Consider the following 23,401-nt stretch of genomic DNA (forward strand, 5'->3'; position numbering starts at 1 on the left):
TGCATCCGGGCTACGCCTTATGCCCAATGGCGCCCGTGGCGCTCCAGCAGGTGCTGCAGCTGCTCCGGGCCATCGCTGCCGGCCGGGTAGGGGCGCGGGCTCTGGTAGTGCTGGTGCCAGCCCTGGAGGATGGGGTCGACCCACTGCCAGGCAGCCTCCACCTCGTCGCGGCGCATGAACAGCGTCGAGTCGCCTTCGATCACATCCAGCAGCAGGCGTTCGTAGGCGTCCCAGCGGCGCTGCTGGTTGAAAGCGTTGGCCAGGTTGAGGTCCAGCTCGACAGGCTTCAGGCGCATGCCCTTGCCGGGATTCTTGGCCATCAGCTGCAGGCTGATGCGCTCTTCCGGTTGCAGGCGGATCAGCAGTTGATTGGCTTCGCCATCGTTGAACAGCCGATGCGGTACCGGCTTGAACTGGATGAGGATTTCCGAGGTTTTCTTCGCCAGGCGCTTGCCGGTGCGCAGATAGAACGGCACGCCGGCCCAGCGCCAGTTGTCGATCTCCACCTGCACCGCGACGAAGGTTTCGGTATCGCTGTCGTTGTCGACGTTCTTCTCGAAGTAGTAGGCCGGCACGTCGTGGCCGCCGATCTTGCCGGCGGTGTACTGGCCGCGCACGGTCTTGTCCTGTACGTCGAGGCCGCTGATGGGCTTGAGTGCTTCGAGAATCTTCACCTTCTCGTTGCGCACCGCTTCGGCGTCGAAGCGCACAGGCGCTTCCATGGCCACCAGGCAGAGCAACTGCAGCAGGTGGTTCTGGATCATGTCGCGCATGGCGCCGGCCTTGTCGTAGTAGGCGCCGCGGTTTTCCACGCCGAGGGTTTCGCACACGCTGATCTGTACGTGGTCGATATGCCCGGCGCGCCATACCGGCTCGAACAGGGCATTGGCGAAGCGCAGTGCCATGAGGTTCTGCACGGTCTCCTTGCCCAGGTAGTGATCGATGCGAAATACCCGCGCCTCGTCGAACACGGCGCCGATGGCGGCGTTGATCGCCCGCGCCGACTCCAGCGAGTGGCCGATGGGCTTTTCCAGCACGATGCGTGCGGCCGGGCCGGCCAGGCCGGCATTGGCCAGGTGCGCGGCGATGTCTTCGAACAGGTTCGGCGCGGTTGCCAGGTAGTAGACCCGCACGCGCTGCTCATCACGCCCCAGGCGCTTGGCCAGGCGGCCGAAATCGGCGCTCTGCGCGGCGTCCATGGCGAAGTAGTCGAGGCGTGCGGCGAAGCTCGCCCAGGTGTCGTTGGCGAAGTCGGCGCGCGCAACCTGGGCGCGGCAGTGACGTTCGGCCAGGGCCTGATAGGACTCGCGGCTGTGGCTGCTGCGCGCCAGAGCGAGGATGCGCACATCGGTATGCAGGCGCCCTTCGCGATGCAGGTGGTAAAGCGCCGGCAGCAGCTTGTGCAGGGCCAGGTCGCCCGTGCCGCCGAAGACCAGCATGTCGCAGGGAATACTCAAGGGAAACACTCCGACTCGTGATGGCAGACCGTTGCAAACTACCTGCGATTGCAGGAAAGAGGCAGTGAAAGCTCTTCAAGAATGCCTGTTTTTTTCCAGCGCGCCCGCTGTTTGAAACATTCGTTCAGCTATTCGGCAGCCGCTTGGCTGTGCGCAGGCCCGAGCTATGTAGTATAACTACAAGGTCACTACAACCGCCGACCGCCGATCATAACCGAGCCATGACTCGCCAAGTGTCGCGGTAGACCCTTATCCGCATAGAGCCTACCTCCGTGAATCTGTTGCAACACATCGCCCAGTCGCGCCACCTGCTGCGCAAGTCCGAGCTCAAGGTGGCCGATCACGTCCTGCTCGATCCAGCATCGGTGATGCACAGCTCCATGGCCGAGCTGGCGCACAGCGTCGGCATCAGCGAGCCGACCATCGTGCGTTTCTGCCGTGCCATCGGTTGCAGCGGTTTCCAGGATCTCAAGCTGAAGCTGGCGCAGAGCCTGGCCGCCGGCGCCAGCTTCGGCCAGTTCGCGATTCACGAGGATGACTCGGTCGCCGACTTCAGCCTGAAGATCTTCGACACCACCCTGCATACGCTGATGGAAGTGCGCGAGAAGCTCGATCCCGAGGCGCTGCAGCGCGCCATCGCCGCATGCTCCAAGGCCCAGCGCGTGGAGTTCTATGGCTTCGGGGCATCTGGTGCGGTTGCGGCTGATGCCCAGCACAAATTCTTCCGTCTGCTGCTCAACGCCGCGGCCTATTCCGACCCGCACATGCAGGCGATGAGTGCGGTGACGCTGCAGCCGGGCGATGTGGCGGTGTGCATCTCCCAGTCCGGGCGTTCCAAGGACCTGTTGATCACCGCCAACCTGGTGCGGGAGTCCGGCGCCAGCCTGATCACCCTGTGCCCGAGCCAGACACCACTGGCCGAGCTGTCGACCGTCAACCTGGCCATCGACGTGCAGGAAGACACCGAGATCTACACCCCGCTGACCTCGCGCATCGCCCACCTGGTGGTGATCGACGTGTTGGCCATGGGCGTGGCCATGGCGCGCGGGCCGAGCCTGGTCAACCACCTCAAGAGCGTCAAGCGCAGTCTGCGCAGTCTGCGCCTGTCGCCGAAGTCGCTGCGTAGCAGCGAGGATTAGCGCAGGAGTGTTCAGGGATGAAGTGTTCAGTGGGGCACGCCGGGCTGGCTGCATTGATCGTTCTGTTGGCGGGGTGCAGTACTTTTTTCTCCCGCATGGATCCCGACAAGCAGGTCAAACTGTATCCGGCGACCAAGTACGCAGTGGATGCTGCCGGCGATGGCTGGTGCTGGATGTTTCTGGCTTGTCCCGTGTTGATCGTTTCCCTGCCGGTTGACGCTGCGCTGGATACGCTGCTGTTGCCGGTCGACGCAGCTCGCGTGCACAGCCGTCGCAAGTCGAGGAAGATCGAGTCGGCTGAGCTGCGCAAAGTCACCGAGTCTTCATAGCCCTGCCGTCAAAGCGTCATCTCCCCGAGCGAAGCTGGGCGCTCCAGTCCTCGTTCCGGGAGAACCGAGATGCCTCGTATCTTCGATGACGCGCAACTGCACGACCAACCCGACGCCAAGACCCGGCGCAAACTGCAAGACCAGCGCCGCATGGCTTATCGTCGGGCCATCGAGCACTACGCCGAGCAGTGCCAGTTGCAGCGCGAGCTTGCCGATTTCCCCGAGCTGGTGCCCGCCGGCTACCTGCTCAATGCCGAGCGCACCTCGCGCCGCGCAGCCTGATTGCTTGTGCTGCCCTGCCGCGGGCAGGGCGGCGAGCTTGCCCGATTCTACGAACTTATTGCCCGGTTCTGCCTATCTCGCCGGCAGGCGGCGACAGCCGCTTTTGCGCCCACTAAAGTGACCCTCCGGCCCCTTGCGTGCGGGCCTCACCGTGATCGCCAGCGCGGCCTGGCGAAATGACCTAGACACCATCAGAAAGGTGGGCAGACCATGATTACCCTGAATCTCAACGGCCAGGACCATGAACTGGACGTGGCGGGCGATATGCCGCTGCTCTGGGCCCTGCGTGACGTGGCCAATCTCACCGGCACCAAGTACGGCTGTGGCATGGCGCTGTGCGGCGCCTGCACGGTGAACGTCGATGGCCAGCCGACCCGTTCCTGCATCACCCCGGTATCGGCCGTGGCCGGCAAGCGCATCAGCACCATCGAGGCGGTTGGCGAGGACGCCGTGGGCAAGGTGGTCCAGGAGGCCTGGCGCCAGCTCGACGTGGTGCAGTGCGGCTACTGCCAATCCGGGCAGATCATGGCCGCCACGGCGCTGCTCAGCGGCAACAAGGCGCCGAGCGACGCCGATATCGACGCGGCCATGAGCGGCAACATCTGCCGCTGCGCCACCTATGTGCGGATTCGTGCCGCCATTCACGACGCTGCCGGCAAGCTGGCCTGAGGAGGCGCATGAACATGGGCAAGATCGAAACCCCCGACAGCGCCACTCGCGGCATTCTCAACGTCAGCCGTCGCAGCCTGCTCAAAGGCGCCGGTGGCCTGGCCCTGGGCATCTTCTTCGCGCCGCTGCTGCGCGGCATGGATGCACTGGCGGCAGGCGGCCCGCTGGAGCCGAACGCCTTCGTGCGTATCGACCTCGATGGCACGGTGACCGTGCTGGCCAAACATCTGGAGATGGGTCAGGGCAGCTACACCGGCCTGGCCACGCTGCTGGCCGAAGAGCTGGATGCCGACTGGGACCAGGTACGCGTCGAAGGCGCGCCGGCCGATGTGAAACGCTACAACAACCTCGCCTTCGGCCCGATGCAGGGCACCGGCGGCAGCACCGCCATGGCCAACTCCTGGGAGCAGATGCGCAACGCCGGCGCCACTGCCAAGGCCATGCTGGTGGCGGCTGCTGCGCAGCGCTGGGGTGTGCCGGCCAGCGAGATCAGCGTCAGTCAGGGCGTGGTCAGCCACGCCGGCTCAGGCCGTAGCGCCGGCTTCGGTGAGCTGGTCGAGGCCGCCGCGCAACTGCCGGTCCCGGAGCAGGTGCAGCTCAAGGATCCCAAGGACTTCAAGCTGATCGGCAAGCGCGATCTGCGGCGCAAGGACAGCCTGGACAAGACCGACGGCAGCGCCGTGTTCACCCAGGACTTCAAGCTGCCGGGCATGCTGGTAGCCATGGTCGCCTACCCGCCGCGTTTTGGCGGCGTGCCGCGCAAGGTGGACAGCAGCAAGGCCAAGGCGGTGCGCGACGTGGTCGAGGTGGTGGAGTTCCGCGACCTGCCCCACGGCCGAGCGGGCGTCGCCGTGCTGGCGAACAACACCTGGGCCGCGCGCCAGGGGCGCGATGCGCTGGTGATCGAGTGGGACGAGAGCCAGGCCTTCACCCTCGGCAGCGAGGAGATTTTTGCCCAGTACCGCGAGAGCGCGGGCCAGCCGGGCCTGCCCGCCGCGAGCAAGGGCGATGCCGATGCGGCGTTGGCCCAGGCGGCGAAAACCGTCGAGGCCGAGTACGAATTTCCCTACCTGGCCCATGCGGCGATGGAGCCGATGAACTGCCTGGTGAAACTCTCCAGCGAGCGCTGCGAGATCTGGAACGGCGAGCAGTTCCAGACCGTCGATCAGGCCATCATCAGCAGCTACCTGGGCCTCAAGCCCGAGCAGGTTTCGCTGACCCAGCTGTACGCCGGCGGCAGCTTCGGCCGTCGCGCCAGTTCGGTTTCCGACTACCTGCTGGAGGCGGTGGCCATCACCAAGGCCGCGCGCGACAAGGGCGTCGATGCGCCGGTGAAGATGGTCTGGACGCGCGAGGACGACACCCGCGGCGGCTTCTTCCGGCCGCTGTACCTGCACCGCGTGCGTATCGGCCTGGACCAGGCCGGCAAGCTGCAGGCCTGGCACAACCGCATCGTCGGGCAGTCGATCATGAGCGGCACTTCGATGGAGCCTTTCATGATCAAGGACGGGGTCGACCATACCTCGGTGGAGGGCCTGTCCAACCTGTCCTACGCGGTGCCCAACCTGCGGGTGGAGCTGAGCACGCCGACCAATATCAGGGTGCCGGTACTGTGGTGGCGCTCGGTGGGCCATACCCACACCGGCTTTGTGGCCGAAACCATGATCGATGAGGCGGCCGTGGCCGCGGGCCAGGACCCTTACGCCTTCCGTCATGCGCTGCTTGAAAGTCATCCTCGTCATCGTGGCGTGCTGGAGCTGGCGGCCAAACAGGCCGGCTGGGACAAGCCACTGGCCGCCGGTGCCGAGGGCGAGAAGCGCGGGCGGGGCATTGCCGTGCACGAATCCTTCGGCTCCTTCGTGGCGCAGGTCGTCGAGGTCACGGTCAAGGCCGATGGCAGCTACCGTCTGGATCGCGTGGTCTGTGCGGTGGACTGCGGCATCGCCATCAATCCGGACGTGATCCGCGCGCAGATGGAAGGCGGTATCGGCTTCGGTCTGGCCGCCGCTCGGCACAGTGCGATCACCCTGAAGGAAGGGCGGGTCGAGCAATCGAACTTCCACGACTTCCAGGTGCTGCGCATGAACGAGATGCCCAAGGTGGAGGTGCATATCGTGCCGTCCGCGGCGAACCCCACCGGTGTCGGCGAGCCTGGCGTGCCGCCGCTGGCGCCGGCGCTGGCCAACGCCCTGTTCGCCGCCACCGGCGTGCGCCTGCGCAAGTTGCCGTTCCCGGCGCAGATCAAGGCCTGAAGCTGGCTGCAGCAAACAAGGCGCCCGGGCGATTGCCCGGGCGTTTTGGTTTGTGGGGGGCACTGTGGGAGGTGCTTTAGCGGCGAGATTGTTGCAAAGCTGTCGCGGCTAAAGCCCCTCCCACAGGGTGAGATCAACCGTGCCTCGGGAGGTCGTTCTAGTGTAGGAGGCGCTTTAGCGGCGAGCTTCGGCCATTGATCGCGGCTGAAGCCGCTCCTACGGGATCGTGTCGGGCGTTCAGCATGTAGGGTGGCCTCGATGCAGTCCGGGGATCAGGACGCACTTAGTCTGGTCGCCGGCTCGATATCGCTGCAGTCCAACGGTGTTGGTGTATGGATCGACGCCCGGCGGTGCATGAGCATGCCGCCATCGCGCTGGTTCATCGCCGCGGTCATTTCCGCGAGGATCGCCGTGGCCACGCTTTCCGGCGTGTCGCCGCCGATATCCAGGCCGATGGGGTAGTGCAGGCGCCCCAGGGCCGGCAACTGCGGGCTGTGCTGGCGTATCTCGTCCAGCAGTCGTTCGGTGCGGTCGCGTGGCCCCAACTGGCCGATATAGGCGGGCGAGCCCTGCAGCACGCTGCCCAGCCAGTGACGATCCTGGCTGTAGCTGTGAGTCATGATCGCCACCATGGCGCCGTTGGTGAGTGTGTGCAGGTCATAGGGTGGTCGCGCATCGACCTGCAGCACGGCGTCGGCGTTGGGAAAGCGTTCGGCGCGGGCGAAATGGGCGCGGCCGTCGACCACGGTGACGTGCCAGTCCAGCAGTCTGGCCATATGCGTCAGCGGCTGGGCGTCATGCCCGGCGCCGAAGATCACCAGGCGTCGCTGCGGTGCCAGGTATTCGCAGAACACCTCGATATCGCCGCGCTCATCACGGTAGCTGCGCAGGGAGGAGCGGCCATCGCTCAGGGTGCGCTGCAGATCGGCGCGCACCTCGGCGTCGAGTGCTGCATCCAGCAGGCGACCACTGTCACTGAGCGAGGGATGCAGGCAAAGACGATCACCCACGCGCGCGCGGGCGTTGCGATAGCTGCCGATCACCGTGGCCACCGCGCCAGCCTGGCCGCTTTCGCGCACCCGGCGCAGCAACTCGAGTACCGCCAGCGGCTTTGCCGCGCTGTGGCGTTCGAGCAGCACGTGCACGGTGCCGTTGCAGCCGAGGCCAAAGGTCAGTGCGGCGTCCTGATCGTCATCGTCGTCCTGGGTAGCCGTGCTGTAGCGGCGGATCACGGCCTCGCCGCTATCTGTCAGCCACCAGGCCTTCTTCGCCACTTCGGATTCCAGGCAACCGCCACTGATGGTACCCACGGTACCGCCGTAGAGCGGAATCAGCATGCGCGCGCCGGGACGGCGGTAGGCCGAGCCCTCCACCTTGACCACGGTGGCGAGCACGGCCTGGCCATTGTCGCGTTCCAGCCCGCGGATGGCGCCGAGCAGGGCGCTGATTCCCGACAACATTGCGTTCTCCCAGGCAGGTTTGGATGGTAGAGGGGCTCAGGCTGGCAATTTCGCGCAGATCGACCGGAAGAGGTTATGCCGATCCTGCGAGATTCTTGCCTGATCCTGCGTGGCCACCTTCGAAGCGCTCGGCCAGCTTGACGATCTGCGCGCGCTCGGTACGGATGAAGTCGACGAAGGCCTGCGCTACAGGTGACAACCTGCGGCCGCGAATATTCACTACGCACCAACTGCGCTGTAAGGGCAGTTCACTCACCGGCAGCTCACGCAGCAGGCCATGCTGCAATTCCATGCGCACCGCATGACGCGGCAACAGGGCGATGCCAAGCCCGGCCAGTACCGCTTCGCGCTGCGATTCCAGCGAGCCGATCTCCAGCGTAAGCGGAAAGTGTGCGCGTTTCTGGTGGCAGTACTCCTCGCAGGCGCGGCGCGTGCCCGAGCCGCTTTCGCGAATCAGCAGCGGATAGGCGGTGAGATCCTGCAGTTGCAGGTCGTCGGCCTCGCACAAGGGGTGATCGGGTGCCGCCACGGCAATGATCGGGTTGTTGAGGAAGGGCATGAAGTCCAGGGCCATGTCCTGTGGCACCTGGCTCATGATCATCAGGTCGTCTCGGCTGAGGGTCAGGCGGCGCACCACCAGCGCATGATTGACCACCGTAAGGTTGAGACTGACTTCCGGGTAATGGCGCCTAAAATCGGCGAAAAGGTGGGGAATGAAATACTTTGCGCTGGATTCCACGCACAAATTGAGCTGTCCCTGCAGCGAGCCCTGCAAGTCCGACAGCTGCATGTCCAGGCTTTCCAGGCGGCCGAAGATGTCGCTGCTGGCGCGCCTGAGCGCCTCGGCCGCTTCGGTGAGGTAGAGTTTCTTGCCGACGTACTCGAACAGCGGCTGGCCGACCAGCTCCTCCAGTTGGCGGATCTGCAGGCTGACCGCCGGCTGGGTCAGCGCCATTTCGTCGGCGGCACGGCTGTAGGAGCCGTGCTCGCATACGGCCCGGAACACCTGAAGTTGGCGCAGGGTCATGCGCAGCAGGGTTTTACGCACGTTTTCGTCCTCGTTCGGTCAGTACATAAGTAATTACTTATGCACGATCAAATAATTATTCATTTTGGTTAATTCGTATAGCCGGATAGGGTTTCACCACGTTTTGCAACCAACTGTTGCAGCGTCCCTTGCAGCTCTGCGCTGAGGATTGGATCGTGATAAGAAAAATACTGATCGCCAACCGTGGTGAGATTGCCGTCCGCATCGTGCGGGCCTGCGCCGAAATGGGCATCCGCTCGGTGGCCATCTATTCCGAAGCCGACCGTCATGCGTTGCACGTCAAGCGTGCCGACGAGGCGCACAGCATTGGCGAAGACCCGCTGGCCGGCTATCTGAACCCGCGCAAGCTGGTCAATCTGGCGGTGGAAACCGGCTGCGATGCGCTGCACCCCGGCTACGGTTTTCTTTCCGAGAACGCCGAACTTGCAGAGATCTGCGCTGAGCGCGGGATCAAATTCATAGGCCCGAGCGCGGAGGTCATCCGCCGCATGGGCGACAAGACCGAAGCGCGCCGCAGCATGATGGCCGCCGGTGTGCCCTGCACCCCTGGCACCGAAGGCAACGTCGCCGACCTGGCCGAAGCCCTGCGCGAAGGCGAGCGTATCGGGTACCCGGTGATGCTCAAGGCCACCTCCGGTGGTGGCGGTCGCGGCATTCGTCGCTGCAACAGCCGCGAGGAGTTGGAGCAGGCCTACCCGCGGGTAATCTCCGAGGCGACCAAGGCCTTCGGTAGCGCCGAAGTCTTCCTGGAAAAATGCATCGTCAACCCGAAGCACATCGAGGCGCAGATCCTCGCTGACAGCTTCGGCAACACCGTGCACCTTTACGAGCGCGATTGCTCGATCCAGCGCCGTAACCAGAAACTGATCGAAATCGCCCCCAGCCCGCAGCTCACCCCCGAGCAGCGCGCCTATATCGGTGACCTGGCCGTGCGTGCAGCGCAGGCCGTGGGCTACGAGAACGCCGGTACCGTGGAGTTCCTGCTCGCCGAAGGCGAGGTGTACTTCATGGAGATGAACACCCGGGTGCAGGTGGAGCACACCATCACCGAGGAAATCACCGGCATCGACATCGTTCGTGAACAGATCCGCATCGCCAGTGGCCTGCCGCTGTCGGTCAAGCAGGAAGACATCATCCATCGCGGTTATGCCCTGCAGTTCCGCATCAACGCCGAGGACCCGAAGAACAACTTCCTGCCCTCGTTCGGCAAGATCACCCGTTACTACGCGCCGGGCGGCCCCGGTGTGCGTACCGACACGGCGATCTATACCGGCTACACCATTCCGCCCTATTACGACTCGATGTGCCTGAAGCTGATCGTCTGGGCGCTGACCTGGGAAGAGGCGATGGACCGCGGCCTGCGTGCGCTGGACGACATGCGCGTGCAGGGCGTGCGTACCACCGCGCCCTATTACCAGGAAATCCTGCGTAATCCGGAATTCCGTAGCGGCCAGTTCAATACCAGCTTCGTCGAAAGCCACCCGGAACTGACTCAGTACTCGATCAAGCGCAACCCGTCGCACCTGGCCATCGCCATCGCCACCGCCATCGCTGCCCACGCGGGCCTGTAGGGGACATCATGAGCAAGAAGATCACCGTTACCGATACCGTCCTGCGCGATGCCCACCAGTCGCTGCTGGCGACCCGCATGCGCACCGAGGACATGTTGCCGATCTGCGACAAGCTCGATCGCGTCGGCTACTGGTCGCTGGAAGTCTGGGGTGGGGCCACCTTCGATTCGTGCGTGCGCTTCCTCAAGGAAGACCCGTGGGAGCGCCTGCGCCAGCTCAAGGCCGCGCTGCCCAACACCCGCCTGCAGATGCTTCTGCGCGGGCAGAACCTGCTCGGCTACCGCCACTACAGCGATGACGTGGTGCGCGCCTTCGTGGCCAAGGCCGCGGTCAACGGCATCGACGTGTTCCGCATCTTCGATGCGATGAACGACGTGCGTAACCTGCGCGTGGCCATCGAGGCGGTCAAGGCTGCCGGCAAGCACGCCCAAGGCACCATCGCCTATACCACCAGCCCGGTGCACACCAACGAGGCCTTCGTCGCCCAGGCCAAGGCCATGCAGGCGATGGGCATCGACTCCATCGCCATCAAGGACATGGCCGGCCTGCTCACGCCCTACGCCACCTTCGAGCTGGTCAAGGCGCTGAAGGCCGAGATCGATTTGCCGGTATTTATCCACAGCCACGACACCGCCGGTCTCGGCGCCATGTGTCAGCTCAAGGCCATCGAAGCCGGTGCCGACCACATCGATACCGCCATCTCCAGCCTGGCCTGGGGCACCAGCCACCCGGGCACCGAGTCGATGGTCGCCGCGCTCAAGGGCAGCGAGTTCGACACCGGCCTGGATCTGGAACTGATTCAGGAAATCGGCATGTACTTCCATGCCGTGCGCAAGAAGTACCACCAGTTCGAGAGCGAGTTCACCGGCGTGGACACCCGCGTGCAGGTCAACCAGGTGCCGGGCGGAATGATTTCCAACCTGGCCAACCAGCTCAAGGAGCAGGGCGCGCTGAATCGCATGAACGAAGTGCTGGAAGAGATTCCGCGTGTGCGTGCCGACCTCGGCTTCCCGCCGCTGGTGACCCCGACCTCGCAGATCGTCGGTACCCAGGCGTTCTTCAACGTGCTGGCCGGCGAGCGCTACAAGACCATCACCAACGAGGTGAAGCTGTACCTGCAGGGCCGCTACGGCAAGGCGCCGGGCAAGGTCGACGAGCAACTGCGCAAGCAGGCCATCGGCAGTGAGGAAGTGATCGACGTGCGCCCGGCCGACCTGCTCAAGCCCGAGCTGGCGCGCCTGCGTGAAGAGATCGGCAGCCTGGCCAAGTCCGAAGAGGACGTGCTGACTTTCGCCATGTTCCCCGACATCGGGCGCAAGTTCCTCGAAGAGCGCGCGGCCGGCACCCTCAAACCGGAAGAGCTGCTGCCCATGCCGAATGGCCAGGGCAAGGCGGCGCCGGTCGGTGGTGAAGGCGTACCGACCGAGTTCGTGGTCGACGTGCATGGCGAAAGCTACCGCGTGGACATCACCGGCGTCGGAGTCAAGGGCGACGGCAAGCGCCACTTCTACCTGTCCATCGACGGCATGCCGGAAGAGGTGGTGTTCGAGCCGCTAAACGATTTCGTCGCAGGCAGCGGTGGCAAGCGCAAGCAGGCCGGTGCACCGGGCGACGTGTCCACCACCATGCCGGGCAACATCGTCGATGTGCTGGTCAAGGAGGGTGACAAGGTCAAGGCCGGTCAGGCCGTGCTGATCACCGAAGCGATGAAGATGGAAACCGAAGTGCAGGCGCCAATTACCGGTACCGTCAAGGCCGTTCACGTGGCCAAGGGCGACCGCGTCAATCCGGGCGAAGTTCTGGTGGAAATCGAAGGTTAACCTCTATGGAGCCCGGCCTGTTGGATGGGCAAGTTTGACGGGGCGTATAACCCGGGCTCCTTTTTTATTCATTGGCGTCCCTGACCGGACGCCCAGGGTTCGAGACCCGGGAGCCGCAAGGCTCCTTTTTTTGTGTTCGTGTGACTGGCGTCTTCCAGGTTTCCGGTCATGCCCCGGCACATCGCCACCGCGGCGAGGTAAAACAGAGCGATCAGCACCGCTCTGTGCCGGGGCTTGACCCTTTCCTTTGGCCACGCGGCTGGCGGATGATGCGAGCCTCGAAGCTGAACGGCGCCGCGCGCTTTGCACTCACTGCGGTAGAACGGGGAGGTTACCCAAGTGACTCTGGATCCAGTGGTGTTGTTCTTCGTTTTCGGCCTGGTCGCCGGCCTGCTCAAAAGCGAACTCAAGCTGCCGGCGGCGCTATACGAGACCCTGTCGATCATTCTACTGCTGGCCATTGGTTTGCACGGTGGTGTGGAGCTAGCCGAGCAGGCCAGCGCTCAATTGCTTGGTCAGGCGGGGTTGGTATTGGCGCTGGGCATCCTGCTGCCGATCCTGGCTTTTGTCCTGCTGCGGGGGCTGCGTTTCGATCGCATCAATGCGGCGGCAGTGGCGGCGCACTATGGCTCGGTCAGTGCGGGTACCTTTGCCGTGGTGGTGGCCTATCTGCTGGCCAAGGGCGTCGAGTTCGAGAGCTATATGCCGCTGTTCGTGGCGATTCTGGAGATTCCCGCAATCCTGGTCGGTATCGTTCTGGCCAAAGGCATTTCGCGTGATACTCATTGGGGGGCATTGGGCCGGGAGATCTTCCTTGGCAAGAGCATCATGCTGCTGCTCGGCGGTCTGGTGATCGGTGCCATAGCCGGCAAGGAGGCGATCAAGCCGCTGGAGCCGCTGTATACCAGCATGTTCAAGCCGGTGCTGGCGTTCTTCCTGCTGGAGATGGGGCTGATCGCGTCGGGCCAGCTCGGAGCGCTGAGGCAGTTCGGCCTGCGCCTGGCGGCCTTCGCTCTGCTGATGCCGCTGCTCGGTGCGCTGATCGGCGGCCTGCTGGCGCGCTTCATGGGCCTGAGTCTGGGCGGCACGGCGATGCTCGCCACGCTGTCCGCCTCGGCCTCCTACATCGCGGTGCCGGCGGCCATGCGCCTGGCCCTGCCCGAGGCCAACCCATCGCTGTCGCTCACGGCCTCGTTGGGGATAACCTTCCCCTTCAACATCCTGATCGGCATTCCGCTGTATCTGGCGCTGGCCGAACGACTGATTGCCTGGGGGTTCTGAGATGAATGCACACAACCGCTCCCTGCTCACCGTGATCTGCGAGGCGGCGCTGGAGAAGCGTCTGCTGGCCGATCTGGAAACGCTGGGCGCACCCGGCTGGACCATTTCCGATGCACGCGGCCGCGGGCATCGTGGCGTGCGTAGCGCCGGCTGGGACACCGAGGGCAACATCCGCCTGGAGATCATCTGCAACCGCGAGCTGGCCGAGCGCATCGCCGAGCATCTGCAGGTGCGCTACTACGACCACTTCGCCATGGTCTGCTACCTGGCGCAGGTGGAAGTATTGCGTGGGGAGCGCTTCTAGGGCGCGCCAGTGGCGGAGCCGCCTGGGCTGGAGGAGCATCGCGGCTAAAGCCCCTCCCGCGTTCACGGTGCGTTTTGTGGGAGGGGCTTTAGCCGCGAGTCTTTGTATCAGTCCTGCGGATAGCGCGCGCGCGGGGTGGCCATCGGCACCTTGTCGCCATCGAGCGGCAGGAAGCTGCCCAGCTCGGCGTCATAGGCCTTGATCTGGCTGGTTTCGATGTCATAAACCCAGCCATGGATGAACAGCTGACCGCGTGCCAGTTTGGCCGCCACCGACGGGTGCGTGCACAGGTGGTTGAGCTGCGCCACCACGTTCTCTTCGGTGAGCACTTCCAGGGCTTCCTGGTTGTTGCTGCAGTTGCAGTTCTCGGCAACCACGCTGCGGGCGACCTCGGCGTGGCGCAGCCAGGCTTTGACCGTCGGCATGGATTCCAGCGACGCCGGGTTGAGCACCGCCTTCATCGCGCCGCAGTCGGAGTGACCGCAGACGATGATGTGCTGCACGCCCAGGGCCATCACCGCGTACTCGATAGCGGTGGACACACCGCCCATCATCTGCCCGTAGGCCGGCACGACGTTACCGACGTTGCGGTTGACGAACAGGTCGCCGGGCGAGCTCTGGGTGATCAGCTCCGGCACCACACGCGAGTCGGCGCAGGTGATGAACATGGCACGCGGGTTCTGGGCGGTGGCAAGCTTCTTGAACAGCTCTTCCTGCTGCGGAAACACCTCGTTGCGAAAGCGCTTGAAGCCACTCACGATGCTTTGCAGCGCCTGGTCGGCAGTTTCGCTGCCCTCGTGGACCTGAAGCGGAATCACCTGATGTTTGTAAGGCATGCCCTAACCTCTTTGTTATCTGAAAAATACGCTGCTAGAACGACAGTCGCTGCGCTGCTCGAGTCACACGCCAAGTGTCCCCTGTGCCAGGTGGTGCGACAACCGGCAGGGTCGTCAACCTGAGGCGGGTGTCGGCAATGGGCACGCAGCTGTTCGCATTCGTCAGTACACGAGCCAGGCTAGCGCGCTGTCAGGTGATGGCGGTCCAGCTCATGCAGGTAGGGCAGGTCGGGGCCGACGCGCGAACAGGTCAGGGCGGCCGCCTCGATGGCCAGGTGCAACATGGCGTCGATCTGCTCGCGGCTCAGGGTCGCCAGCGCCTCGGGGTTGTCCAGCTGGTGCCGTGCCAGGTAACTGAGCAGCGCGGCCTGGAAGGTATCGCCGGCGCCGACGGTGTCGCGGGTGGCCACGGCCAGCGCCGGCGCCGACCAGTGACCGTGACGGCTGTGGACGCTGGCGCCTGCGCTGCCATGGGTGAGGAACACCAGCTGGCAGCGCTCGTTAAGCCAGCCCGCCGCGACCTGCTGCGGATCGTGCTCCGGATAGAGCAACTGCAGATCCTCTTCGCTGACCTTGATCAGATGTGCGTAGCCGGCGAAGGCCTCGACGCGCTCGCGCCAGCGGGCGATATCCGGCGCCGGGCCGAGACGCACGTTGGGATCGAGGCTGATCAGGCGCCGGTCATGCTCGCGCTGCACCAGCATCAGCAGCGTCTCGGCCACCGGCTCCACCACCAGAGAGAAGGAGCCGACGTGCAGGCCGCGTACCCGCGCATCCAGGGTCGGCAGGTGCTCGGCAAGCAACTGGCGGTCGGCGCAGCCTTCGCCGCGGAAGCTGTAGTGCGGCGAACCGGCGGCGTCCAGGCCGACCATTGCCAGGGTGGTCGGTGCATCGCTGGCGATCAGGTAGGCATCGCTTACGCCCTCATCACTCAGCACCTGGCGCAGGCGCTGGCCGAGGCTGTCCGAGGATATGCCGGTGAACAGCGCCGCGTCGGCGCCCATACGGCGCAGGCCCAGCGCCACGTTGAACGGCGAGCCGCCAGCGATGGCCCTGAAGGCCAGCTCGTTGCCACGCCCGCCGTCGCTCTGCATGAACACGTCGAACAGCGCTTCGCCACAGACCAGGTACATATTCATCTCCGTATCGATTCAAGAGCACATCTATAAACCACCTGCCTCATTCAAGCCCCGATGCACAGAAAGGTAGGAGTGGCGCCCCGCCGCGAACCTGGGCGACGCGCACCGAAAAAGCTTCGCCCCGGGCGGGGCTCCTACGAAAAGCCGTTTTGCAAAGCGGCTTTCATCGTCAGCGAGGCTCTCACTGCGGGTTGTCCTCTGCGAGCCTGTCGACCTGCTCGCGGTAGCGTTGATAGACCGCCTCGTACTGCGTGGTGCGCGCCGGGTTCGGCTGCGTCTGCGTGCAGGCATCGAGCTGCACGCAGCGCTCGCACAGCGCGGCCAGTTGCGCCCGGCGGTCGCCGCCAGGCGTCAGGCACCAGGCGGCCTGGATGGCGGCGCCCAGCGCGGCGGCTTCGGTGTGCTGCGGGCAGACCAGTGGCGTGCCCATGATATCGGCGATCACCTGGCGCCAGACCGGGCTTTTCGCTGCGCCGCCGATCAGGCGAATGGTTTCGCTCTGCAGGCCGCTGGCGCGCAGCAGGTCGAGGCCGTAGCGCAGGCCGAAGGCAGTGCCCTCGACCACCGCGCGGCACAGATTGGCGCGGTTCAGGTTGTCGCTGTCCATGCCCAGCAGACTGGCGCGTGCGTGCGGCAGGGCCGGCACGCGCTCGCCGTTGAAGAACGGCAGCAACAGCAGGCCTTCGGCGCCGATGGGCGCCTGCTCGACCAGCTCACCGAAGCTGTGCATATCCAGCTCGAGCAACTGCTGGATCAGCCCGCTTGCACTGGTCAGGTTCATGGTGCAGATCAGTGGCAGCCAGCCGCCGGATGACGAGCAGAAGGTGGCTACCTGCGCGTGCGGGCTGATCATCGGCTGATCGCTGTAGGCGTAGAGCGTGCCGGAGGTGCCCAGGCTCATGGTGATCGCGCCGGGGCGGATATTGCCGGTGCCGATGGCGCCCATCATGTTGTCGCCACCGCCGCTGGCCACCACGGTATCCGGGTTCAGGCCCAGTTGCCGGGCGATCTGCGGGCGGATGCGACCTACCGGCTGATCCGCGTCTATCAGCTCCGGCAGCGCGCGCTGCAGGCGCCCGCTGGGGTCGATGAAGTTCAGCAGCTCGACATCCCAGCTGCGCGTGCGCACATCGAAATAGCCGGTGCCGGAAGCGTCACCGTACTCGCTGCAGGCGCGGCCGGTGAGCCAGTGGTTGAGGTAGTCGTGCGGCAGCAGGACATGCGCGATGCGGGCGAAGACATCGGGGTGCTGCTCCTTGGTCCAGAGCAGCTTGGATACCGTATAGCCCGGGGCGATGGCCACGCCCAGGCGCTGCAACGAGCCGGCTTCGCCGCCGAGATGAGCGAGCAGGCGCTGGTTTTCCGGAGTCGATTCGGTGTCGCACCAGAGCTTGGCCGGGCGCAGCACGAGGCCCTGCTCGTCGAGCAGCACCAGGCCATGCTGCTGGCCGGACACGCCGATGCCAAGAATCCGCTCGCCGCTGATACCCGCAGTCGCCAGCGCCTGTCGGGTCGCCTGCTCGAAAGCCTCCAGCCATTGCTGCGGCTGTTGCTCGCGGCGGCCATTGGCGCCGCTCTGCAGCGTGTGGCCGGCGCTGCCTGCACCGAGCACCTGGCCACTTTCTGCATCCAGCACCAGCGCCTTGGTGCCCTGGGTGCCGCAATCGATTCCAAGGTACATGCCTCAGTCGCCCAGCAGGGTCTGCAGGGTGCGGGTCACGCCGAGCTTGCGCAGGCTGTCGTAACACAGCTCGAAGGCCGCGACGAAGGCTGCCGACTGCGGAATCGCCGCACCGAAGATCGCCTCGACGCCGAGCACGCGCTCGCGCACCTGGCCTTCATCGGCTACCAGGGCCTGACAGAACTCGGCGCGTGGATCGGGGATTCGATAGCGCGCGCCGGTCTCGTCGACACCCCTGAGGTACAACGCCCAGGCCGCGACCACCAGCGCCGCGCGCTCCAGCGGACGGCCATCCTCGATCAGGCGGTTGATTGTCGGCACGATGAACTTGGGAAACTTCGATGAACCATCGGAGCAGACCCGCTCCAGCTGATCGGCGATGGCCTGGTTGGAGAAGCGCTCGATCAGGGTGTCCTTGTAGTTGTCCAGGTCGATGCCCGGCACCGGTGCCAGTTGCGGCGTCACGTCGAGGTCCATGAAGGTGCGCACGTAGCGGCGCAGCAGCGGATCGTTCAGGGTCTCGTGGACGAAACGATAGCCCTTGAGAAAGCCCAGGTAGGTCAGCGCCAGGTGGCTGCCGTTGAGCAGCTTGATCTTCATTTCCTCGTAGGGCGTGACGTCGTCGGTGAACTGCACGCCAACTTCTTCCCAGGCCGGACGGCCGCTGACGAACCTGTCCTCCAGCACCCACTGCACGAAGGGCTCGCAGACCACCGGCCAGGCGTCGTCTATGCCGTGCTGTTCGGCCAGTTGCTGACGATGGGCGGCGCTGGTCATCGGCGTGATGCGGTCGACCATGGCGTTGGGAAAGCTCACGTGGCCGTCGATCCACCTGGCCAGCTCAGGGTCTGCCAGGTGGGCGAAGGCCAGCAGTGCCTTGCGCGTGACGTCGCCGTTGTGGGGCAGGTTATCGCAGGACATCAGGGTGAAGGCCGGAATGCCGGCAGCGCGACGTTTGGCCAGGGCGGCGCAGAGAAAGCCGAAGACGCTCTGCGGCGATTCGGGGTGGCGCAGGTCGTGGGCGATGGCCGGCAGCTCGGCAAGAAATTCGCCAGTGCTGTCGTCGATGCAGTAACCGCCCTCGGTGATGGTCAGCGAGACGATACGAATGGCCGGGTCAGCCAGCTTGTCGATCAGGGCCTGTGGCGACTCCTCGGCCAGCAGCATGTCGCTGATCGCGCCGATCACCCGCACCGGCAGGTTCGGCTCGTCGCCCAGTTCGACCAGAGTGTAGAGGTAATCCTGGCCGGCCAGGGCATCACGCATGGCGCGGTCCTCACTGCGTACGCCGACGCCGCAGATGCCCCAGTCCAGCGCCAGGCCCTGGTTCATCAGGGCGTCGGTATAAACCGCCTGGTGGGCGCGGTGAAAACCGCCGACGCCGATGTGGGCGATGCCGGTGCTGATCATGTCCGGGGTGTAGCGGGGCAGCGCGATAGCGCCGCCCAGCTGGGAGAGTTGCTGGCGATTGAGCTTCATCCGAAGAATCCCGTATTGGAGCGCGGCGTCAGGCGGCCTGCTGCAGTGGTTTGGCGATGGCCTGGCCATCGGCATCGAAGAGGTGGCAGTGCGCCGCGTCGAAATCCAGCGCCAGGGCGTCGCCATAACGCGGCGCGAAGTCGCCGCGCACGCGCACCGTGAGCATCTCGCCCGAGGCGCAGCGCACATGGCAGAAGGTGTCGCTGCCCAGGCGTTCGCTGACGTCGGCGGTCACCTGCAGACGCCCTGCATCGGCGCCGACGACGTTGAGGTGCTCGGGGCGCACGCCCAGGGTCACCGAGCTGCCGGCGCCGAGGCCGGCGGCGGACAACGGCAGGTTCAGGTGCGTGCCGCACTCCAACTGCACCTCGCAACTGTCGGTACCGGCCTTGTGCAGCGTGCCGCGCAGAAACCCCATCTTCGGCGTGCCGAGAAAACCGGCGACGAACAGGTTGGCCGGGTGGTGATACAGCTCCAGCGGCGAGCCCACCTGTTCCACGCGGCCACCATTGAGCACCACCACCTTGTCGGCCAGGGTCATGGCCTCCACCTGGTCGTGGGTTACGTAGATCATGGTCGCCTGCAGCTCCTTGTGCAGCCGCGCCAGCTCCAGGCGCGTCTGCACGCGCAGGGCGGCGTCGAGATTGGACAGCGGCTCGTCGAACAGGAAGATCTTCGGATTGCGCACGATGGCGCGGCCGATGGCCACGCGCTGGCGCTGGCCCCCGGAGAGCTGCCTGGGCTTGCGTTCCAGCAGTGCTTCCAGCTGCAGGATGCGCGCCGCATTGGCGACCTTTTCCTCGATTTCCTGTTTGCCCACGCGGGCCAGGTCGAGGGCGAAGGAGAGGTTCTTGCGCACCGTCATGTGCGGGTACAGGGCGTAGGTCTGGAAGACCATGGCCAGATCGCGCCTGGCCGGGGCGACGTCGGTGATGTCCTTGCCGTCGAGTTCGATATGGCCGCTGCTGACCTCTTCGAGCCCGGCGATCAGCCGTAGCAGGGTGGATTTGCCGCAGCCCGACGGGCCGACGAACACCACGAACTCGCGGTCGCGGATGTCCAGGTCGATACCCTTGATGATCGCCGTGCCGTCGAAGCCTTTTTTCAGGTTGCGGATCTTCAGATCAGCCATGTCGGAGTTCTCCCGTTATTTCACTGCGCCGAAGGACAGGCCGCGGACAAGTTGCTTCTGGCTGATCCAGCCGAAGATCAGGATGGGCGCGCAGGCCAGGGTCGAGACCGCCGAAAGCTTGGCCCAGAACAGCCCCTCGGGGCTGGAGTAGGAGGCCACCAGCGCGGTCAGCGGGGCGGCGGCGGAGCTGGTCAGGTTGAGCGACCAGAACGCCTCGTTCCAGCACAGGATCAGCGACAGCAGCATGGTCGAGGCCAGGCCGCCGCGGGCGATCGGCAGCAGCACGCGGACGATCTCCTGCCAGGTGGTGGCGCCATCGAGGCGCGCTGCTTCGAGGATGTCCACGGGGATGTCCTTGAAGTAGGTGTAAACCATCCATACCAGGATCGGCAGGTTGATCAGGGTGTAGATGATGATCAGCGCCAGTCGCGAATCGAGCAGGCCGAACTGCTTGGCCAGCAGGTAGATCGGCACCAGTACGCCCACTGGCGGCAGCATCTTGGTCGACAGCATCCACAGCAGCGTGCCCTTGGTGCGTTTGCTCTCGAAGAAGGCCATGGAATAGGCCGCCGGCACCGCCAGGAGCATGCCCAGCAGCGTCGCCGAGGCCGAGATCAGCACCGAGTTCCAGGCGAAGGCGAAGTAGTCGCTGCGCTCGTTGATATGCAGGTAGTTCTCCAGCGTCGGCATGAAGATGAACTGCGGCGGCGTGGCGAAGGCGTCGATCTCGGTCTTCAGGCTGGTCAGTACCATCCAGAAAATCGGAAAGAAGATCACCGCGGCGATAGCCCAGGCCAGCGTGCCGATGACCAGGCTGTGCAGGCGACGGGATTGTTTCAGCGTCAACATGATGCGCTCCTACTGCCGCTCGGTCAGGTTCCTGCCGATCATGCGGATCAGCACGATGGCGGCGATATTGGCGATGACCACGGCGATCAGCCCGCCGGCCGAGGCCATGCCGACGTCGAACTGCAACAGCGCCTGGGTGTAGATCAGGTAGGCCAGGTTGGTCGATTCGTAACCCGGGCCGCCGCTGGTGGTGGTGTAGATCTCGGCGAATACCGAGAGCAGGAAGATGGTCTCGATCATCACCACCACCGCAATCGGCCGCGCCAGGTGCGGCAGGGTCAGGTGCCAGAAGATGGCGATGGGCCCGGCGCCGTCGAGGCGCGCGGCTTCCTTCTGCTCCTGATCCAGCGACTGCATGGCGGTCATCAGGATCAGGATGGCGAACGGCAGCCACTGCCAGGACACGATCATGATGATCGACAACAGCGGGTGGTGCGCCAGCCAGTCCACCGGCTGCGCGCCGAAGAACTGCCAGATGGCGGCGAGAATGCCCGACACCGGATGGAAGATCAGGTTCTTCCACAAAAGCGCGCTGACCGTGGGCATGATGAAGAACGGCGAGATCAGCAGTACCCGCACGATGCCGCGGCCGAAGAACTCGCTGGCCTCCAGCAGCGCGGAGATCAGCACGCCGAGCACCACGCTGATCAGCAGCACGCTGCCCACCAGCAGCACGGTATTGCCGGCGCCGGAGAGGAAGGCGGCATCGGTGACGAAGTATTCGAAGTTCTCCAGGCCGACGAAGTCGTTCTCGCCCGGGTAGAGCAGGTTGTAGCGGATCAGCGAGAAATAGATCGTCATGCCCAGCGGCACGATCATCCAGATCAGCAGCAGAAGCACCGACGGGCTGACCAGAAACCAGCCCGGTGCCAGGCGCCGGGGCTTGCGCCCGCCAGGCGTGCTGACCTGTGCAGCAGGGGTGTCGATGGCCGAGGTGTTCATGGTGCCTCCGAAAGGCAGTGTCGTGGTGACAGACGCGGTCCGTAGGGTGGGTTAGGCGCCTAGTCGGGATACTCTGGCGCCTCTCGCTCAAGCTGGCGCCGTAACCCACCATTGGTGCAACGCCGGCTATCGCCTGGTGGGTTACGCGCCGCGCTGTCATCGCGGCGTCTGGGCTGCCATTGGACGCGGCGCTAACCCACCTTACCGGCTACGGCTTCTCTACTTGGGATACCCGGCGCGCTTCATTTCCCGCTCGGTGCTCTGCTGCGCGGCTTGCAGTGCCTGATCTGGTTTCATCTGGCCGGTGAGCGCCGCAGCGAACAGCTTGCCGACGCTGGTGCCGATGGCCTGGAACTCGGGAATGGTCACCAGCTGGATGCCCACGTAGGGCACCGGCTTGGCGCTGGGGCTGGCCGGGTCGGCCTTCTGCAGCGAATCCAGGGTGACCTTGGCGAACGGCGCGGCCTGCATGTAGGCATCGCTGTAGGTCGAGGCGCGGGTGCCTGGCGGCACGTTGGCCACGCCATCGCGCTCGGCCACGAGCTCGGCATAGGCCTTGGAGGTCGCCCAGGCGCTGAAGGTCTTGGCCGCTTCCTTGGATTTGGAACTGGTCGGAATCGCCAGCGCCCAGGAGTACAGCCACGACGCACCCTTGTCGGTGACCTGAGTCGGCGCGAAGGTGAAGCCGACCGAATCGGCGACCTTGCTCTGCGATTCATCGGTGACGAACGAGCCGGCCACGCTGGCATCGACCCACTGCGCGCACTTGCCGCTGTTGAACAGCGCCAGGTTCTCGTTGAAGCCATTGCTGGAGGCGCCGGGCGGGCCGTACTTCTTCATGTTGTCGACATAGAAGTTCAGCGCGTTCTGCCATTCGCTGCCGGTGAATTCCGGCTGCCATTGCTCGTTGAACCAGCGCGCGCCGTGCGCGTTGGCCAGGGTGGTGATCAGGGCCATGTTCTCGCCCCAGCCGGCTTTGCCACGCAGGCACAGGCCATAGACGCCCTTGTCCGGCTGGTGCAGCTTGCCGGCGAAGTCGGCGAGCTGATCCCAGGTCGGCCGCTCGGGCATGCTCAGGCCGGCCTGCTCGAACAGGTCGGTGCGGTAGTAGGTGATCGAGGCTTCGGCGTAGAAGGGCAGCGCATACAGCGTGCCCTTGGCCGACAGCCCTTCGCGCACCGAGGGGAAAACGTCATCGAGATCATAGTCGGCCGGCAGGTCGGTCATCGGCTCCAGCCAGCCTTTCTCGCCCCACAGTGCCGCTTCGTACATGCCGATGGTGAGCACGTCGAACTGGCCGCCCTGAGTGGCGATGTCGGTGGTCAGGCGCTGGCGCAGCACGTTCTCCTCGAGCACCACCCACTTGAGCGTGATGTCCGGGTTCTGCTGTTCGAAGGTTTTCGCCAGACGCTGCATGCGAATCATGTCGCTGTTGTTGACCGTGGCGATGGTGACGGTCTCGGCGCTCTGGGCGACCGCGGTGAGAGACAGGCAGGAGGCTGCAACGAGGGCTTTGATCGAGTGGTTCATGCTTGTGAACTCCTCTCCCGCGCCGGTGCGGCTACGGAAGAACGTTATTGTTTTTGTTTCGCTCGGGCCGGATTACACCCCCGCAGACTCGCGCGAACAAATCCTTGAGCGCACAGCTATCGATACTTTTTTGCACTTCAATATCGGCCGGAAGATAGCGCGAACGCAGATGAATCCGCTTGGCAGAGCGGTCGCTGCGAT

Annotated in this window: 20 protein-coding genes; 9 read left to right on the forward strand and 11 right to left on the reverse strand. The window is 64.9% G+C overall.

What is annotated here, in order from left to right; genetic code table 11:
• Positions 1-17: 17 nt before the first annotated feature.
• A complete protein-coding gene (zwf, locus tag GYB81_RS08000; protein WP_218573840.1) occupies positions 18-1,439 on the reverse strand; it encodes a glucose-6-phosphate dehydrogenase in 1,422 nt (473 codons plus the stop codon).
• Positions 1,440-1,729: 290 nt separating this feature from the next.
• On the opposite strand from zwf, the gene hexR reads away from it, so the two are divergent.
• The 5 genes from hexR to GYB81_RS08025 all read left to right on the forward strand — a co-directional run bounded on the left by hexR (position 1,730) and on the right by GYB81_RS08025 (position 6,128).
• Entirely contained in the window at positions 1,730-2,596 is an 867-nt protein-coding gene (hexR, locus tag GYB81_RS08005) for a transcriptional regulator HexR (protein ID WP_161866758.1), read from the forward strand.
• 17 nt (positions 2,597-2,613) lie between these two features.
• Positions 2,614-2,925 (forward strand): YceK/YidQ family lipoprotein, encoded by a 312-nt coding sequence (locus tag GYB81_RS08010; protein ID WP_161866757.1) that lies wholly within the window; start codon positions 2,614-2,616, stop codon positions 2,923-2,925.
• Between the two features lie 69 nt (positions 2,926-2,994).
• On the forward strand, positions 2,995-3,207 hold the full coding sequence (locus GYB81_RS08015) for a PA3496 family putative envelope integrity protein (protein ID WP_024310139.1): 213 nt from the start codon (positions 2,995-2,997) through the stop codon (positions 3,205-3,207).
• Between the two features lie 210 nt (positions 3,208-3,417).
• Positions 3,418-3,876, forward strand: coding sequence for a (2Fe-2S)-binding protein (locus GYB81_RS08020; RefSeq protein WP_161866756.1), 459 nt, complete (start codon positions 3,418-3,420; stop codon positions 3,874-3,876).
• Between the two features lie 14 nt (positions 3,877-3,890).
• Positions 3,891-6,128: a xanthine dehydrogenase family protein molybdopterin-binding subunit gene (locus GYB81_RS08025; RefSeq protein WP_161866755.1), complete on the forward strand. Its 2,238-nt coding sequence runs from the start codon at positions 3,891-3,893 to the stop codon at positions 6,126-6,128.
• 272 nt (positions 6,129-6,400) lie between these two features.
• On the opposite strand, the gene GYB81_RS08030 is transcribed toward GYB81_RS08025, so the two are convergent.
• Together GYB81_RS08030 and GYB81_RS08035 are read right to left on the reverse strand one after the other, a co-directional pair.
• On the reverse strand, positions 6,401-7,588 hold the full coding sequence (locus tag GYB81_RS08030; protein ID WP_161866754.1) for an XdhC family protein: 1,188 nt from the start codon (positions 7,586-7,588) through the stop codon (positions 6,401-6,403).
• Positions 7,589-7,661: 73 nt separating this feature from the next.
• Positions 7,662-8,636: a LysR family transcriptional regulator gene (locus GYB81_RS08035; RefSeq protein WP_161866753.1), complete on the reverse strand. Its 975-nt coding sequence runs from the start codon at positions 8,634-8,636 to the stop codon at positions 7,662-7,664.
• Between the two features lie 155 nt (positions 8,637-8,791).
• Here GYB81_RS08035 and GYB81_RS08040 point away from each other — a divergent pair, with 155 nt between their 5' ends.
• From GYB81_RS08040 to GYB81_RS08055, 4 genes are all read left to right on the forward strand, one after another.
• On the forward strand, positions 8,792-10,207 hold the full coding sequence (locus tag GYB81_RS08040; RefSeq protein ID WP_017363443.1) for an acetyl-CoA carboxylase biotin carboxylase subunit: 1,416 nt from the start codon (positions 8,792-8,794) through the stop codon (positions 10,205-10,207).
• An 8-nt stretch (positions 10,208-10,215) separates the two neighbouring features.
• Positions 10,216-12,027, forward strand: coding sequence for a sodium-extruding oxaloacetate decarboxylase subunit alpha (gene oadA / locus GYB81_RS08045; protein WP_161866752.1), 1,812 nt, complete (start codon positions 10,216-10,218; stop codon positions 12,025-12,027).
• Between the two features lie 339 nt (positions 12,028-12,366).
• Positions 12,367-13,308 carry a sodium-dependent bicarbonate transport family permease gene (locus tag GYB81_RS08050; RefSeq protein WP_161866751.1) on the forward strand — a complete coding sequence of 314 codons (942 nt, stop codon included), beginning with the start codon at positions 12,367-12,369 and terminating at the stop codon, positions 13,306-13,308.
• Position 13,309: 1 nt separating this feature from the next.
• Entirely contained in the window at positions 13,310-13,612 is a 303-nt protein-coding gene (locus GYB81_RS08055) for a P-II family nitrogen regulator (protein WP_161866750.1), read from the forward strand.
• A gap of 107 nt (positions 13,613-13,719) precedes the next feature.
• On the opposite strand, the gene GYB81_RS08060 is transcribed toward GYB81_RS08055, so the two are convergent.
• From GYB81_RS08060 to GYB81_RS08095, 8 genes are all read right to left on the reverse strand, one after another.
• Complete coding sequence (locus GYB81_RS08060; protein WP_161866749.1) at positions 13,720-14,448, reverse strand: carbonic anhydrase; 729 nt, start codon at positions 14,446-14,448, stop codon at positions 13,720-13,722.
• Between the two features lie 179 nt (positions 14,449-14,627).
• A complete protein-coding gene (locus GYB81_RS08065) occupies positions 14,628-15,581 on the reverse strand; it encodes a carbohydrate kinase family protein (RefSeq protein WP_161866748.1) in 954 nt (317 codons plus the stop codon).
• A 187-nt stretch (positions 15,582-15,768) separates the two neighbouring features.
• Positions 15,769-17,268: a xylulokinase gene (xylB, locus tag GYB81_RS08070; RefSeq protein WP_161866747.1), complete on the reverse strand. Its 1,500-nt coding sequence runs from the start codon at positions 17,266-17,268 to the stop codon at positions 15,769-15,771.
• Between the two features lie 3 nt (positions 17,269-17,271).
• Positions 17,272-18,747 (reverse strand): mannitol dehydrogenase family protein, encoded by a 1,476-nt coding sequence (locus GYB81_RS08075; protein ID WP_161866746.1) that lies wholly within the window; start codon positions 18,745-18,747, stop codon positions 17,272-17,274.
• A 28-nt stretch (positions 18,748-18,775) separates the two neighbouring features.
• Positions 18,776-19,879, reverse strand: a complete 1,104-nt coding sequence (locus GYB81_RS08080) for an ABC transporter ATP-binding protein (protein ID WP_161866745.1) — start codon at positions 19,877-19,879, stop codon at positions 18,776-18,778.
• A gap of 15 nt (positions 19,880-19,894) precedes the next feature.
• On the reverse strand, positions 19,895-20,728 hold the full coding sequence (locus tag GYB81_RS08085) for a carbohydrate ABC transporter permease (protein WP_161866744.1): 834 nt from the start codon (positions 20,726-20,728) through the stop codon (positions 19,895-19,897).
• Positions 20,729-20,737: 9 nt separating this feature from the next.
• A complete protein-coding gene (locus tag GYB81_RS08090) occupies positions 20,738-21,670 on the reverse strand; it encodes a carbohydrate ABC transporter permease (RefSeq protein WP_161866743.1) in 933 nt (310 codons plus the stop codon).
• A 219-nt stretch (positions 21,671-21,889) separates the two neighbouring features.
• Positions 21,890-23,200, reverse strand: coding sequence for an ABC transporter substrate-binding protein (locus GYB81_RS08095; protein WP_161866742.1), 1,311 nt, complete (start codon positions 23,198-23,200; stop codon positions 21,890-21,892).
• Between the last annotated feature and the right edge of the window lie 201 nt (positions 23,201-23,401).

The sequence above is a fragment of the Pseudomonas yangonensis genome (assembly GCF_009932725.1).
Taxonomy (GTDB): Bacteria; Pseudomonadota; Gammaproteobacteria; order Pseudomonadales; family Pseudomonadaceae; genus Aquipseudomonas; species Aquipseudomonas yangonensis.